Annotated in this window: 13 protein-coding genes; 8 read left to right on the forward strand and 5 right to left on the reverse strand. The window is 72.7% G+C overall.

Going from position 1 to position 13,088, the window contains the following annotated elements:
* The first annotated feature begins 13 nt into the window (after positions 1 to 13).
* A complete protein-coding gene (locus tag ACQPZK_RS00240) occupies positions 14 to 2,686 on the forward strand; it encodes an ATP-binding protein (protein ID WP_433536353.1) in 2,673 nt (890 codons plus the stop codon).
* A 240-nt stretch (positions 2,687 to 2,926) separates the two neighbouring features.
* Here the strand turns inward: ACQPZK_RS00240 and ACQPZK_RS00245 are convergent, their stop codons facing one another.
* Positions 2,927 to 3,427 (reverse strand): MarR family winged helix-turn-helix transcriptional regulator, encoded by a 501-nt coding sequence (locus ACQPZK_RS00245; RefSeq protein WP_433536354.1) that lies wholly within the window; start codon positions 3,425 to 3,427, stop codon positions 2,927 to 2,929.
* Positions 3,428 to 3,527: 100 nt separating this feature from the next.
* On the opposite strand from ACQPZK_RS00245, the gene ACQPZK_RS00250 reads away from it, so the two are divergent.
* Together ACQPZK_RS00250 and ACQPZK_RS00255 are read left to right on the forward strand one after the other, a co-directional pair.
* Positions 3,528 to 4,109 (forward strand): YceI family protein, encoded by a 582-nt coding sequence (locus ACQPZK_RS00250; RefSeq protein ID WP_433536355.1) that lies wholly within the window; start codon positions 3,528 to 3,530, stop codon positions 4,107 to 4,109.
* Positions 4,110 to 4,390: 281 nt separating this feature from the next.
* On the forward strand, positions 4,391 to 5,869 hold the full coding sequence (locus ACQPZK_RS00255) for a glutamate--cysteine ligase (protein ID WP_433536356.1): 1,479 nt from the start codon (positions 4,391 to 4,393) through the stop codon (positions 5,867 to 5,869).
* Between the two features lie 164 nt (positions 5,870 to 6,033).
* Here the strand turns inward: ACQPZK_RS00255 and ACQPZK_RS00260 are convergent, their stop codons facing one another.
* Positions 6,034 to 7,614, reverse strand: coding sequence for a hypothetical protein (locus ACQPZK_RS00260; protein ID WP_433536357.1), 1,581 nt, complete (start codon positions 7,612 to 7,614; stop codon positions 6,034 to 6,036).
* A 122-nt stretch (positions 7,615 to 7,736) separates the two neighbouring features.
* On the opposite strand from ACQPZK_RS00260, the gene ACQPZK_RS00265 reads away from it, so the two are divergent.
* Both ACQPZK_RS00265 and ACQPZK_RS00270 read left to right on the forward strand, forming a co-directional pair.
* Positions 7,737 to 8,438 (forward strand): PASTA domain-containing protein, encoded by a 702-nt coding sequence (locus tag ACQPZK_RS00265; RefSeq protein ID WP_433536358.1) that lies wholly within the window; start codon positions 7,737 to 7,739, stop codon positions 8,436 to 8,438.
* Between the two features lie 135 nt (positions 8,439 to 8,573).
* Entirely contained in the window at positions 8,574 to 9,389 is an 816-nt protein-coding gene (locus ACQPZK_RS00270) for a PASTA domain-containing protein (protein ID WP_433536359.1), read from the forward strand.
* A 7-nt stretch (positions 9,390 to 9,396) separates the two neighbouring features.
* On the opposite strand, the gene ACQPZK_RS00275 is transcribed toward ACQPZK_RS00270, so the two are convergent.
* Positions 9,397 to 9,837 carry a hypothetical protein gene (locus ACQPZK_RS00275; RefSeq protein WP_433536360.1) on the reverse strand — a complete coding sequence of 147 codons (441 nt, stop codon included), beginning with the start codon at positions 9,835 to 9,837 and terminating at the stop codon, positions 9,397 to 9,399.
* Between the two features lie 98 nt (positions 9,838 to 9,935).
* Positions 9,936 to 10,220 (reverse strand): hypothetical protein, encoded by a 285-nt coding sequence (locus ACQPZK_RS00280; RefSeq protein WP_433536361.1) that lies wholly within the window; start codon positions 10,218 to 10,220, stop codon positions 9,936 to 9,938.
* A gap of 624 nt (positions 10,221 to 10,844) precedes the next feature.
* Here ACQPZK_RS00280 and ACQPZK_RS00285 point away from each other — a divergent pair.
* The 3 genes from ACQPZK_RS00285 (at position 10,845) to ACQPZK_RS00295 (ending at position 12,514) form a co-directional block, all read left to right on the forward strand.
* Complete coding sequence (locus ACQPZK_RS00285) at positions 10,845 to 11,720, forward strand: helix-turn-helix domain-containing protein (protein WP_234584497.1); 876 nt, start codon at positions 10,845 to 10,847, stop codon at positions 11,718 to 11,720.
* Positions 11,690 to 11,911, forward strand: a complete 222-nt coding sequence (locus ACQPZK_RS00290; protein ID WP_433536362.1) for a DUF397 domain-containing protein — start codon at positions 11,690 to 11,692, stop codon at positions 11,909 to 11,911. The genes ACQPZK_RS00285 and ACQPZK_RS00290 overlap by 31 nt, the downstream gene beginning before the upstream one ends.
* 201 nt (positions 11,912 to 12,112) lie before the next feature.
* Positions 12,113 to 12,514 carry a hypothetical protein gene (locus ACQPZK_RS00295; RefSeq protein WP_433536363.1) on the forward strand — a complete coding sequence of 134 codons (402 nt, stop codon included), beginning with the start codon at positions 12,113 to 12,115 and terminating at the stop codon, positions 12,512 to 12,514.
* On the opposite strand, the gene ACQPZK_RS00300 is transcribed toward ACQPZK_RS00295, so the two are convergent.
* Complete coding sequence (locus ACQPZK_RS00300; RefSeq protein ID WP_433536364.1) at positions 12,482 to 13,084, reverse strand: hypothetical protein; 603 nt, start codon at positions 13,082 to 13,084, stop codon at positions 12,482 to 12,484. The two genes, ACQPZK_RS00295 and ACQPZK_RS00300, sit on opposite strands and share 33 nt — an antisense overlap.
* Positions 13,085 to 13,088 lie beyond the last annotated feature (4 nt).

The raw sequence follows: 13,088 nt of genomic DNA on the forward strand, positions 1-13,088 counted from the left end.
ACTCTTCGTGCCCATGACTCCGGATCATGGACGGTCGCGGAGCCCGGCCGGTCGTACCGGGCTGCCGGAGCTGCTCCGTGCGCACCGGCGCGCCGCCGGTCTGACCCAGGCGGAACTGGCGTCCCGCGCCCGAGTCGGTGTACGGACGGTGCGGGACCTGGAGCGCGGCCGGTCGGTCCGGCCGCAGCGCACCACCGTCGATCTGCTCGCCACGGCGTTGGGGTTGACCGGTGCCGTCCGGGCGGCATTCCTGGCCACGGCCCGTGGCGCCGTCGGCGGAGAGCCGTCGTCGGATGTCGGCCCGGGCACGGTCGGGGTCGCGTCGGCGCAAGCCATCCACGCCGACGCGCCGGTCGCCCTCCCGCCCCCGGTCGCCCTGATCGGACGGGACCGCGATGTCACCGAGTTGGCGGCGATGCTGACCGCGGAGAACGGACCACGGCTGGTCAGCCTCGTCGGCCTGGCCGGTGTCGGCAAGACCGCGCTCGCGCTCGCCGTGGCCCACGCGGCGGCACGGGCGCATCCGGGCGGTGTGGCCGGCGTCCTGGTCGGCGAGGGCTCGGACGGGCCGGACGTCCTCGCGGCCTCGATGACCGTCCTCGGCGCCGCCCGGTTACCGGAACTGGTCGCCCGCCTCGCCGGCCGGCGGGCGTTGCTGGTCATGGACGCCGTCGAGCGGGCCCCCGGCCCGGTGGCCGAGACACTGCACCGGCTGGGCACCGTACTGCCGTCGCTGCGGGTGCTGGTCACCGGCCGGCACCCGGTCGGGCTGCCCGGTGAACGGGTCTGGCCGGTCGCCCCGCTCGAGGTGCCGCCGCCGGACGGCGAACACTCCGGCCCTGCCACGCTCGTCTCGTGGCCCGCGGTCGCGCTGTTCACCGCACGGCTCGCCCAGGTCCGACGGGAACCGCCCAGCCCCGAGGAACTACCGGCACTGGCCGCTCTGGTCCGCCGGCTGGGTGGCCTGCCCCTGGCCATCGAACTGATGGCCGCCCGGGGCCGGCTGCTCGACCTCACCGAACTGCTCGACCGGTACGGCGACCGCGTGCTCGACCTGACCACCTCGACCGACCCGGCCCGTGCCCGGTGGGACGGGCCGGAGACGCCAGCCCGCCGTCCGTACGCCACCGATGCCACCCGGGCTGCGGTGGCGGTGACCCTGCGGGACGCGGTGGCGACCAGCTACCGCCTGCTCGCGTCCCACGAGCGCGACGCGCTGCGGCGACTCGCCATGTTCGGCAACCGGTGGTCGGTGGAGATGGCCGAGGAGATGCTCGCCGACGAGGCCGACCGGGACGGCACCGTCGCCATCGATCCGGTGCCGCTGCTGGACCGCCTGGTCGAGCTGGGCCTGCTGAGCGTTCGCGGCACCGGCCCGTTCCGGTTCCGCCTGCTCGACGCGGTCCGTGACTTCGCCGTGGAGCAGGCGGTCGGCGGTGGTGAGCTGACCTGCGTACGACGTCGGCACGCGGAGGTGACCGCCCGCCTCGTGGCACGGACCGCCGCCGAACTGGCCGGCCCACGAATGCTCGACGCGGTGCACCGGCTGGACGAGGTGAGCAGCGACATCAGCTCCGCGCTCGGCCATGCGGCCACCGACGACCCGCTGACCGCGCTCCGGCTCGCCGCCTGTCTCCCCCGCTGGTGGCGCTTCCGGGGGCGGGACGTCGCCGGCCGGCAGTGGCTGCGACGTCTGCTGGCCGACCCGCGAACCGCCGACGCGGACCCGATCCTGCGCGGCTGGGCCAGCCTCGGGGTGGCCCGGCTCGCCGCCGAACATGGTGCCGAGGCCGAGGAGTTGCCCACCGCACGCGCCGCGTTGGAGATCTTCCGACAGGCCGGCGACGTGACCGGGGAGTTGGAGGCGCGCAGCGTGCTCGGCGCTCTGCTGACCGGGGTCGGCGGGCACGACGAGGCGCGGGAACAGGCGGATGCGGTGCTCCGGCTCGCCGCCCGCAACGGTCGTACGCGTGATCTCGCCGTGGCGCAGAACAGCCTCGCCTGGCACGAGATCCGTGTCGGCGACCTGGCGGCGGCACGCCGACGGCTGGCCGCCGTGGATCGGCTCGCGGCCGAGGGGGGCGAGCAGCGGTTGCGCGTGCTGGCCTGGGCCAACCGGGCCGAGGTGTCCCGCCTCGAGGGCCGGTACGCGGACGCCGTCGACCAGGGGCGGCGGGCGGTGGCGGCGCTCGTCGAGCTGGGCGACCCCGGACATCGCCGTAGGGTGCTGGGCACGGTCGGTCTGGCCCTCGCTCAGGACGGCCGTGCGACGGAGGCGACCGAGGTGCTCACCGAACTGCGCGCGGGCGGCGCCGAGGCGACCGTCGCCGTGCCGGGGCGACAGTGGATGGAGCGGGTCGGACTGCCGAGACCACGCTCGGACGACACGGTGTTGTCCTGGAGCGGACCGGAGGCCGGGATCTGCGCGCTGATCGAGGGGAACCTGGCGCTGCACCGGGGCGACCGGGAGTTGGCGGCCGAATGGTTCGCGGCCGCCGTCGCGGCCGGACACGATCGCCGGGACGTGGTGGAGGCGCTGGTGGGCCTCGCCGCGAGTACCGGAGATCCGACCGTCCTCGATCGTCTCGACCAGGTCTGCGAGGACACCGGGATCCGGTTGCTGCCGCAGGAGTCCGGACTGCTCTACGCGCTGATCGCCGCGCGGGGTGCAGCCACCGGGCGGTGAGCGGGGGCCGGTCGGCGTCGACGGGCCGCCGGGTGGAGAGTGGCGCGGGCGAAGAGCCCCCTTGGTGCTACCCCTCGCTGTTCGCCCGCGCCGTCACCCCCCGGTGATTCCCCGGTGGGCGAAAGCCTGCCACCGTTGCCGGGGAAGAAGGTGTTTTTCAAGAGGTTTGTCCGGTCCGTGGGGTGAGTTCTGCCGGTCTTTCTGCCGGTACCGCCCAGACGCCCTTTCCGACGCCTGACGTCAGGCCGGGCCGCAGTCGTCGGCCATCTCCTGCTCGGTGCTGCCGGCGGTCGCGCCGGGATGGACCGCGTCCCGCACCCGCCGCAGACCGTCGAGCAGTGCCGCCAGGGCCTCGGGGTCGAGTTGGCCGGTGAACCACTGTTCGATGATCCGCAGGTGCCCGGGCAGAGTCTCGTCGAGCCGCTGCATTCCGGACGCGGTGACCACCGCGTACGAGCTGCGGCGGTCGTTCGGGCATGCTCGACGGGTGAGCAGTCCGTCGCGCTCCATCCGGTCCACCACGCGGGTCACCCCACTGGTGGACAGCGAGGTCTGTGCGGCGAGGTCGGTCATCCGTAGCTGGTTGCCAGGCGAGCGGGCCAGTCGGGTGATCACCTCGAACTCGACCTGGGAGAGGCCGTGTTCCTCGAGTTGGGCGGCGAACCGGGCCGAGAGCCCGGCGTGGGCCTCGTACAGGAGGCCAACCGCGGTGATCCGGGGGTCGTCGAACACGTTGGTCACTCGTTAATCCTACCAGTCCTTGACACGGGGAATGTTGCTGCGCTTATATTTGTCAAAGCAGTCGTTGGACTACTAAACAATCCTCTGGAGGACACCAGCCATGACCAGCAGCATCGATGCGGTTACCCGCGACTGGGACGGTCTCACCATCCCGGCGGCCGGCACCTACGTGCTGGACGCGGCGCACAAGCGGGTCGGCTTCGTCGCCCGGCACATGATGGTGAGCAAGGTCCGCGGTGAGTTCAACGAGGCGACCGCCACCATCACCGTCACCGAGGACCCGCTGCAGTCGTCGGTCGTCGCGACCATCCAGGCCGCCAGCATCGACACCACCCAGGGCGACCGGGACGCGCACCTGCGCAGCCCCGAGTTCCTGGACGCGGAGCAGTACCCGACCCTGGAGTTCCGCAGCACCGGCGTCAAGTCCCGCAGCGGCAACGAGTTCGTGCTCGACGGTGAGCTGACCGTCAAGGGCGTCACCCGTCCGGTCGAGCTGGAGGTCGAGTTCGAGGGTGTTGGTCGCAGCCCGTTCGGCCAGGACATCTTCGGCTTCTCCGCGAGCACCGAGATCGACCGCGAGGAGTTCGGCCTGACCTGGAACGTCGCCCTGGAGACCGGTGGCGTGCTGGTCGGCAAGAAGATCAAGATCGAGATCGAGGGCGAGGCCGTCCGCCAGGCCTGATCCCCGGACCACCCGTATGCCGGGCCCGCGCCGCACGTCGGCGCGGGCCCGGCGTCGTCGGTGCCGAGCGCGTGTGAATTGTCACGACTTGTTCTTGGCCCCGTGGGGTCCGGCGTGCGGGCGACGGGGTAGAGATGGCGCCACGGGCGAATCGCTCGGCCGACGTCGGATCACCGTCGTCGGCCTCTGGCCCCGGCCAGGCGAACGCTCTTACCGTTGGTGGTTCACAATGCGCTTCCGGGACGGCAGAATCCCGACCGCGCCGGTTGTCGGGAGGACACATGGGCAGGGACGTCTCGCAGGGCGCCTTCACCCGGGAGGACCGCGTCCGCTACCGGCAGAAGGTCCGGCGGTGCCTCGACGTCTTCGCCCTGATGCTCGACGACTTCGGGTTCGACGCCGACCGGCCGATGACCGGTCTGGAGATCGAGTTGAACCTGGTCGACTCGGCGGCCGAGCCGGCGATGCGCAACGAGGAGATCCTCGCCGAGATCGCCGACCCGCTCTTCCAGACCGAGCTGGGGCAGTTCAACCTGGAGTTGAACGCCGAGCCCCGGCTGATCGAGGGCGCCGGTTTCGCCGACTACGAACACGACCTGCGCAGCAGCCTCTCCCGGGCCGACGAGCGCGCCGCCAAGTCCGACGCTAAGATCGTCCTGGTCGGCATCCTGCCCACCCTCACCGAGGGACACCTGGTGGAGGACAACCTCTCCACCAACGAGCGCTACCGGGTCCTCAACGACCAGATCGTCGGCGCCCGCGGCGAGGCCATCGAGCTCGACATCCGTGGCGTCGAGCAGTTGCGGACACACACCGACTCGATCGCCCCCGAGGCGGCCTGCACGAGTCTCCAGTTCCACCTCCAGGTCGCGCCGGACAGCTTCGCCGACTACTGGAACGCGTCCCAGGCCATCGCCGGAGTGCAGGTGGCGGTCGGCGCCAACTCGCCCTTCCTGTACGGCCGCCAACTCTGGGCCGAGACCCGGATCGCCCTGTTCAAGCAGGCCACCGACACCCGTCCGGAGGAACTCAAGGCTCAGGGCGTACGCCCTCGGGTCTGGTTCGGCGAGCGGTGGATCACCTCGATCTTCGATCTGTTCGAGGAGAACGTCCGGTACTTCCCGCCACTGCTGCCCATCTGCGAGGACGAGGACCCGGTGGAGGTGCTGCACGCCGGCGGAGTGCCCCAACTGAGCGAACTGCGGCTGCACAACGGCACGGTCTACCGCTGGAACCGCCCGGTCTACGACATCATGAACGGCCGTCCGCACCTGCGGGTGGAGAACCGCGTGCTGCCCGCCGGCCCCACCGTGGTGGACATGCTGGCCAACGCGGCCTTCTACTTCGGGCTGGTCCGTGGTCTGGCCGAGGCCGACCGACCGATCTGGAGTCAGCTCACCTTCTCCTCCGCGGAGGAGAACTTCCACTCGGCGGCGCGCCGTGGTCTGGACGCCGTGCTGCACTGGCCCCGGGTCGGTGACGTGCCGGTCTCCAAGCTCGTACTGGATCAGTTGCTGCCCGTCGCCGCGACCGGGCTGGACGGCTTCGGCGTCGCGCCGGCGCAGCGGGACCGGCTGCTCGGCATCATCGAGGCGCGCTGCCGTACCGGCCGCAATGGCTCCGTCTGGCAGACCGAGACGGTCTGGGCTGCGGAACGCCAGCACGGCATGGACCGTCCGGCAGCCCTGCACCACATGGTCAAGCGCTACGCGGAACTCCAGCGCACCAACGAACCAGTCCACACCTGGCCCGTCCAGTAACCCCAACCCACCCACCCACCCACCCACCCACCCATCCGGCCCTCTCGCCGGACCCTCCACCCTGTCGATCATGAAGTTATTGCCAGCCGCCTCGGCGAGTCGCGGCAATAACTTCATGATCGGCGCGGCGTGGTGGGGTCAGGTGGGGCGGCGCGGGGTGGGGATCAGGTGGTGGGGCGGCGGGGTGGGCGCGCGCGGTGGGAGGTCGGGGACTCGGTTGGGGATTCGGCGTCGGGGTCGGGGCGTTGGGTCGGGACGCGGGGTGGGGTCGTGGGCGTCTCGGCCGGTTGGGTCTCCGGGTTCGTCGGTGTGGCGGCGGTCCTGCCGCGTCGGGTTGCCGAGCCGGTTGCCGAGCCGGTCGCCGCGTCGGTCACCGAGCGGGCCCGACGCCCGGGCCGGGTGCCGTCCGCCGCGCCCGTCGGCGCGCGGGTCCCGCCCGACGTCGGGTCGAGCCCTTCGGTCCGGGTCGAATCCGCCGAATCGGTCGACGACGGGTCGGGTGAGCCTTCGCGTGGGGTCGACGCCGGTGCACGTCCCTCGGACGGGTCGCGCGACGCCGCGCCGCCCCGACCGGTCGACGTCAGCAGACGCCGGGCTGCCGGACCCGCCGAGGCCGCGTCCGGACCCGCCGAGGCCGCGTCCGCACCCGCCGGGGCCGGGTCCGGTTCGGGTTCGACGGCCGGGACGGTCCCTCGGCGGTCGTCGGCGCGTTGGCGGCTCGCCCTCTCGGCGAGCCGGGCGACCAGTATCGAACCGGCGACACCGGCGATCACCGCGTACGGGGCGATGAGCTGGGTCGAGAACTGTGCCGGGCCGGGGGCCGCCCACCGCGGCACGGTGGTCAGGTAGGCGAGCGCGACGAGCAGCGGGCCGGCCGCGCCGGAGGCCGCCGCGCCCACGCGGTGTCCGCCCGGCCGCACGGCGCCACGGGCGGCCAAGGCGCCGATCAGGAGCGCGGGTACGAGCGCCAGGAGCGCGCCGGGCCAGTAGATCTGGCCTCCGATCCAGTACCGCCCGTGATCCGGGTCGAGCTGCCAGGTGCCGAGTTGGGCGCCGGTCAGCCCGCGTCCGACGCGTACACCGTCGATGACCGAGACCACCGCGAGCAGCCACAGCCAGGCGGCCGTCGCGGTGATGTTCACCGCGACCGTGCGGGACCGCAGCGCCCAGAGCGCGACGATGACACCGATCAGGATCCCCAGCGCCGCGTGCAGGGCCGCGACCCGCTGCGGTGCGCCGGTGTCGGCGCCCGCGGCGACCCGGGCCGGTACGGCGACCAGCAGTACGGTGACCAGTCCACCGAGCCCGGCGCCGAGCGCCAGGGACAGCCGGCGGAGCAGGCCGCCGCGCTCGTCGGGCACCCGTTCCGCCCGCCCGATCCCTTGCCGGTCCTGCGCCGCGTCGGTGCCCTCGGCGCGGATCGCCGGGTCAGGCGTGAGAGCCGGCGACCGCGGCAGGTCCGCCTCGTCCGCCACCGCGCCGGCGGCCGGGGCTCCGGTCGTCGCCGTGGGGGCGGCACGCTGGTGCAGTCGCTGGGCGCAGACCGCTCCCAGCACAGTGGAGCTGGCGGCGAGCCAGGTCGCCCAGGCGAGCCCGTCGGCCCAGGCAGTGCCGTTCGCCCCGGCTTCGGTGGGCGTCCAGGTGATGACGCCGAGCCCGTAGCCGAAGCCCAGTTGCGCGGCGCCCGCGCCGGCAGCGACCCCGACCGCCGTCGCGATCGATACTCCCCAGCCCCGTCTGGCCATGCCGGGCAGCGTAACGTCCCGTCGTCGGTGCGGCGAGTCGCAGTGACCCGCCGGTACGGACCGTCGGCACAACGTGATGGGCGGCGAACGGTACGGTCGCCGGTGATGAGGCGGTGGACGGTATGACGGACGCGAACACGGGTCGGCAGGATTCCTCCGGCGGCCAGGACGGCGGCGGTGGAAGCCGGGCCGGTGTGGTGCTCGGTGGCGGACTGGTCGCGGTGCTCCTCGCCGTGGTCGGCGCGACCGGGGGTTGGCTGCTGGCCGGCGACGACGACGAAACGCCGGTGAATCCGCAGGCGGTCGCCACGACGGCCGGTACGCCGACCGACGAGGCCACCTCGTCTCGGCCGACCACCGGCCGGACCACCCCGTCCGCTCCCCGGACGACCGCTTCCGCGACGAAGGGGACCGGGTTGACCGTACCCCCGGTCGTCGGGAGCGACTTCGTGCAGGCGCGCGACATGCTGCGCAAAGAGCGGTTGGGGTGGCGTCTGGTCTTCGGCGCCGGCATCGGACGCACGGTGGAGAGCGCCTCGCCGGCCGTCGGCACGCCGGTGACCCGGGGCACCACGGTTCAACTGCAGATCGCCGGGCCACCGCCCGCCGCCGAGGTACCGGATGTGGTCGGCGACGACTGCGCCAAGGCAGCGGAGGAGTTGGTCGACGAGGGGCTCTACCCGAGTTACCGCAGCGGGCGCAGCGGAAAGGTCACTCGGCAGGAACCGGCCGAGGACGGCCCGGCCCGCTGGAACGACGAGGTCGGCATCTGGTGCGGCGCGGCGGCCCCACCGACCCAGCCGACCGCGAAGCCCACCCCCTGACCTGACCTGACCTGACCTGTCCCGACCCGCCGGCGGCGCGCGGTACGTGCCACCGATGCCGGCCGATGTCGACCGGGGCGGTTAGGTTGACGTCGAGGGCCAGGGCGCCCGCCCGGGTTCGGGAAAGGACGTGCGATGAGCGACGACCGCCAGGAGCCGCCCGCCGGGACACCCGACGACGACCGGACGCGCCCGCTGCCACCGGCCCGCAGCGACCGCCCACAGCCCTCGCCACCCACCCCCTCGCCGGACGAGACGATGCCGATCGACCGGGCCGCGGCGGGCGGTGGTGCCCCGCCGGACGAGACGATGCCGATCGACCGGGCCGCGGCGGCGTCTGCGGGTGACCGGACGGCTCGGATGCCCGCGGAGCGCTCGACGCCACCGTCGTGGTCGGGGCGGGCCGAGGTACGGGCACCTCGACCGGCCGAGCCCTCGGCGGACTGGTACGCGGAGGAGCAGGGCGGCCGCCCGTGGTGGCTGCCGATCCTCTGGGGCGTACTCGCGTTGTTGTTCGCCGCACTGCTCGGTGCGGCCCTGTGGGTGGTGTTGAGCGCGCGGGACGACGATCCCGACGAGCCGGCCACGCCGTCCGTTCCGCCGACCAGCGTCACCGCCGCGCCGAGCAGCAGCGCCCCGACGTCGGCGGCGCCCACGAGTGCGACGCCGAGCAGCCCGGCGCCCACCACCGAGGGGGCACAGATTCCGGTGCCGCCGCTGACCGGCCTCTCGCAGTCGACCGCCGAAGGTTTGCTGGACCGGCTGGGCCTGAGCTACCGGGTGGTGTACCGCCCGTCCGAGCTGCCACCGGGCACGGTGGTGCGGACCGATCCGGGGGCCGGCACTCTGGTGCCGACCGACCGGGAGGTACTGGTGGTGATCTCACAGGCCCGGCCGTCGCCGGGTGGCAGCTCGACCAGCCTGAGCCCGACGGCGACGGCCACGCCGTGACCGGTGCTCACCACATCCGGCGGCGGGTGCCGACGAGGCCGAGGCCGGCGAGCGAGATAGTGAGGCCGAAGATCCCGGACCAGAAGAGCGACCGGCGTACGTCGGTGGCGTCGTGGCCGCCCGACGTCGTCTCGGCGAGTTCCTGGTGGCCATCGGCCTGACCGCCGGCGCCGGAACCGGTGGCCGGGCCGGTCGTCTCGGCCGCCCCGGCGTACCCGTCGGGGGTGTCGACGCCGATCCAGCCGTACTCGTCCACGGGTGGGTCGGAGCCGGCCACGGTGATCTCCGGTGCTGGCACCGGAGCGGCCAGCCGGGTGGACGACGACGCCGGATCGTGGACCAGGACCACGACGGTGGTCAGGGCCCCGAGGAGGGCGAGCAGTCCGAGAGCGTAGGTGATACTCCAGCGGTGGTGCCGCCGCACGGCGGGCTGATTGACCATGACCATCCCAGGCTCAGGGCCCTGGACGTGCGGGTGGAACGGTGCCGGGGTGGGCGTACCGATTCTATGGCGACGGCACGCCTACCCGCGGCGGATCGCGCTGGTCAGCTGACTCTGACCGGCGTACGGGCAACCGGTCGCCGGGTCCGTACGGTGTGCGGGCGGGGCACCGGCGCGGCCTGCACCTGTTGCAGCCCTTCCCGCTGTACGAAGATCGACCGGCGGTTGACGGCGTCGCCGGCGGCGTTGAGCTCGTAGCCGTCGAGCCAGAGCCAACCGTCGTAGGTCGGCCAGTCGAGCACCCGGATCACCCGGAACATGATCGGCCTGAGGAACTGGACACTCGCCGCGCGAGTCACGTGCAGAACGTCACCGGAGCGGGGAAGCACATGGGCTCCTGGGGAGGGTAAGCCGGCGGGCGCCGGCGGGTGACTGGTCTGGGATGTCTCGGCCCGGTTGCGGGATCGCGCCTCGTGGACCGTCTGGTGCTGGTGGTGGTCGGGCCGTACCCGCTGGTGGCGTGCCGCCACCCGACCATCACCTGACTGCTGCCGGGAACCGCGCCCACCGCCGCAGTCAGCTGACTTGCAGCGGTGGGGTCATTACCCCGGCGCAGGTCCGGGTGTCGCTGGCCCGGTCCGCGGCCCGTCCGGCTGCCCGGGGTCGGTGGGTTCACCACTCCCGGGAAGCGGACCAGAACGCTGAGTGATCCGTGCCATACGGACAGAGTGCATCAGCGACGTGCTTCATGCAAGTTGCACGTCGACTTTTGCCGATACGTGAGTTCGCCACGCAAAGCGGCGCTTGAAGCGATCCGCGTGTGGGCGGCACACTGGGGGCCGGTTTCGCCCGTCGCGGCCGGCCGATGACCGGCAACACCCCTCGTCGCGAACGCTCGCCGGTCGTCGGTCGCGCCCCCGGCAAGCGGCAACCAGTGGGCGCGTCGACCGGAGGTAGCCCGAGAGTGGGGTCGAGCAACCAGCGGCGAGAGCCAGAAGTGCCGAGGCCGCGCGATGAGTGAACGGCGCAGCCCGACGATCAGACGGCGACGGCTCGGCGCCGAGCTGCGCCGGCAGCGGGAGTCGGCGGGGATCACCATCGAGGTGGTGGCCGAGCAGTTGGAGTGCTCGGCGTCCAAGGTCTCCCGAATCGAGACGGGGCACACCACGGCCACCCCGCGCGACGTGCGGGACATGCTGCGGATCTACGGCGTCGTGGGCGCCGAGAGCGACGAACTCGTGCAGATCGCCCGGGAGGCGCGGCAGAAGGGCTGGTGGCACCCGTACAGCACGGTGCTGGTCGGGGCGTACGTCGGACTGGAGGCGGCAGCCAGCTCCATCCGGGCGTACGAACAGCAGGTCGTCCCCGGCCTGTTGGAGACCGAGGAGTACGCCGGGGCGATGATCCGCGCCGCCCGTCCGGACTTCACCGCCGATCAGGTACATCAAAGGGTGCGTGTCCGTCTGGGCCGTCAGTCGTTGTTGACCCAGGACGATCCGGTCGATCTGTGGGTGGTGCTCGATGAGGCGGTGGTAAGTCGGCCGGTGGGCGGGGACGAGGTGATGCGCGGCCAACTCAGGCGGTTGGTCGAGGTGGCCGAGTTGCCGAACGTGACGCTCCAGATCCTCCCCTTCGAGGTGGGCGCGCACGCCGGCATGGACGGCACCTTCACGATCCTCAGCTTCCCTGAGCCCGGTGATCCGGATGTTGTGTACGCGGAGAACGCCACGGGTGGGCTCTTCCTCGAGAAGAGCGACGAACTGCAGAAGTACAGCTTCATCTTTGATCACATCCGCGCTGCGGCCATTCGTCCGGAGGAGTCCGTCGCACACATCGCAAAACTGGCAGAGGAGCCGAAATGGCGACCAAGAGGTTCCCCGTGGACCTGACGCAGGCGGCGTGGTTCAAGAGCTCGAAGAGCGGGCCCAACTGTGACAACTGCGTGGAGGTGGCGTACGTGACCGGTGCGGTCGGCGTGCGGGACTCGAAGGACAAGGCCGGTCCGGCCCTGGTCTTCGCCCCCGGCGACTGGCGTGCCTTCGTTGCCGGAGCCAGGGGTGGTGTGTTGGGCTCGGCCTGACCGAGTGGTCGATGAACGTCCCCGTCCGGTCCTCGACCGGGCGGGGACGTTCCGTGTCCCGTACCCCGGCGACCCGCCCGCGCTCCCAGGTTCCGCCGGGATTCCCGTCGCCACAGCGGGCCCGCGTCGTTGAACCCGTCGGTACGGCCTGGTCGACGACCCGCCGCACCGACCCGCAACCGAGCGAGGCAGGCGAGACGGATGACGACGATCGGTTCAGAGAACCTCACCAACGGTCCGGCCAAGCCGGAGCGCTTCGGTGGCAAGTACCGCGGGGCGCGTCGGGACACCGTACTGACCGAGGTGGTCTCGAGCGACCAGGAGTTGGACGGACGGGAGGTGTCGGACCAGGAGCCGATGGACCCGCCGCTCTCGCTGCCGTCACTGGATCCCAACCCGCTGGTCGAGCCGTCGTTTCCGCCGGACGGCTGGCCGATCGAGCCCACCAGTTCGTTGGCCGACCATCCGCTGCTGCGTGGCCTGCTGCTGGAGCTGCCGCCGAAGGGCAGCGTGCCACCGCCCGGCTGGCTGGACCGCTGGTTCGAGGCGACCCGGGCGATTCTGGAGCTCCTATACGTGCAGGGGGCCGGCCGCTCGCGTTGACCGCGCGGCGGCGGTGGGCTGCGCCCGCTCGATGAGCCGGTTGTGCCGCAGCGCGTGCCGGACGCCGATGGTCGCCACCACCAGTGCGCCGACGGTGATCGCCGGGCCGGCGATCCCCGGCTCGGCGCCGAGATCCGTGCCGGCCGCCGCGATCACCGCCGGCAGTGTCGCCAGGGCGGTGACCTGCAACGGCACGCCGACGAGGGGATGGGCCGCGGCGGCCCGCAGCCCGTGTGGGGCGGGCGTGCCGGGCGCGGTGTCGAACGCGCCCGCCCCGGCCCACAGCCGGCGGATTCGACGCACCGAGCACACGGCCACCACGAGGGCCGGGCCGGCGGCGAGGGTGATCCCGGCGGCGGCGCGGTCGATCGGCGCGTCGCCGGCGCTCGACAAGCCGCCGATGGCCACCGCCGCGATCAGCGCGACGCCGGCCAGCGCGAGCGCCAGCAGCCATCCGGTACGCCGACGAAGCGCACGCGCGTCGCGCAGCCGGGGCAGTCGGTCGGCCAGGACCCCGGCGGCCAGCCAGACGGCGGCGACCGGCAACAGGATGGTGAGCTGACTCTCCATGTCG

This window comes from Micromonospora sp. CA-249363, from assembly GCF_050950185.1.
Classification (GTDB): Bacteria; Actinomycetota; Actinomycetes; order Mycobacteriales; family Micromonosporaceae; genus Micromonospora.

Bases quoted from the DNA above. Each gene is read 5' to 3' on its own strand.
- ACQPZK_RS00240 (WP_433536353.1), top strand. From the start codon at position 14: ATGACTCCGGATCATGGACGGTCGCGGAGCCCGGCCGGTCGTACCGGG.
- ACQPZK_RS00250 (WP_433536355.1), top strand. From the start codon at position 3,528: ATGACCAGCAGCATCGATGCGGTTACCCGCGACTGGGACGGTCTCACC.
- ACQPZK_RS00255 (WP_433536356.1), top strand. From the start codon at position 4,391: ATGGGCAGGGACGTCTCGCAGGGCGCCTTCACCCGGGAGGACCGCGTC.
- ACQPZK_RS00260 (WP_433536357.1), bottom strand. From the start codon at position 7,614: ATGGCCAGACGGGGCTGGGGAGTATCGATCGCGACGGCGGTCGGGGTC.
- ACQPZK_RS00265 (WP_433536358.1), top strand. From the start codon at position 7,737: ATGACGGACGCGAACACGGGTCGGCAGGATTCCTCCGGCGGCCAGGAC.
- ACQPZK_RS00270 (WP_433536359.1), top strand. From the start codon at position 8,574: ATGAGCGACGACCGCCAGGAGCCGCCCGCCGGGACACCCGACGACGAC.
- ACQPZK_RS00275 (WP_433536360.1), bottom strand. From the start codon at position 9,837: ATGGTCATGGTCAATCAGCCCGCCGTGCGGCGGCACCACCGCTGGAGT.
- ACQPZK_RS00285 (WP_234584497.1), top strand. From the start codon at position 10,845: ATGAGTGAACGGCGCAGCCCGACGATCAGACGGCGACGGCTCGGCGCC.
- ACQPZK_RS00290 (WP_433536362.1), top strand. From the start codon at position 11,690: ATGGCGACCAAGAGGTTCCCCGTGGACCTGACGCAGGCGGCGTGGTTC.
- ACQPZK_RS00295 (WP_433536363.1), top strand. From the start codon at position 12,113: ATGACGACGATCGGTTCAGAGAACCTCACCAACGGTCCGGCCAAGCCG.
- ACQPZK_RS00300 (WP_433536364.1), bottom strand. From the start codon at position 13,084: ATGGAGAGTCAGCTCACCATCCTGTTGCCGGTCGCCGCCGTCTGGCTG.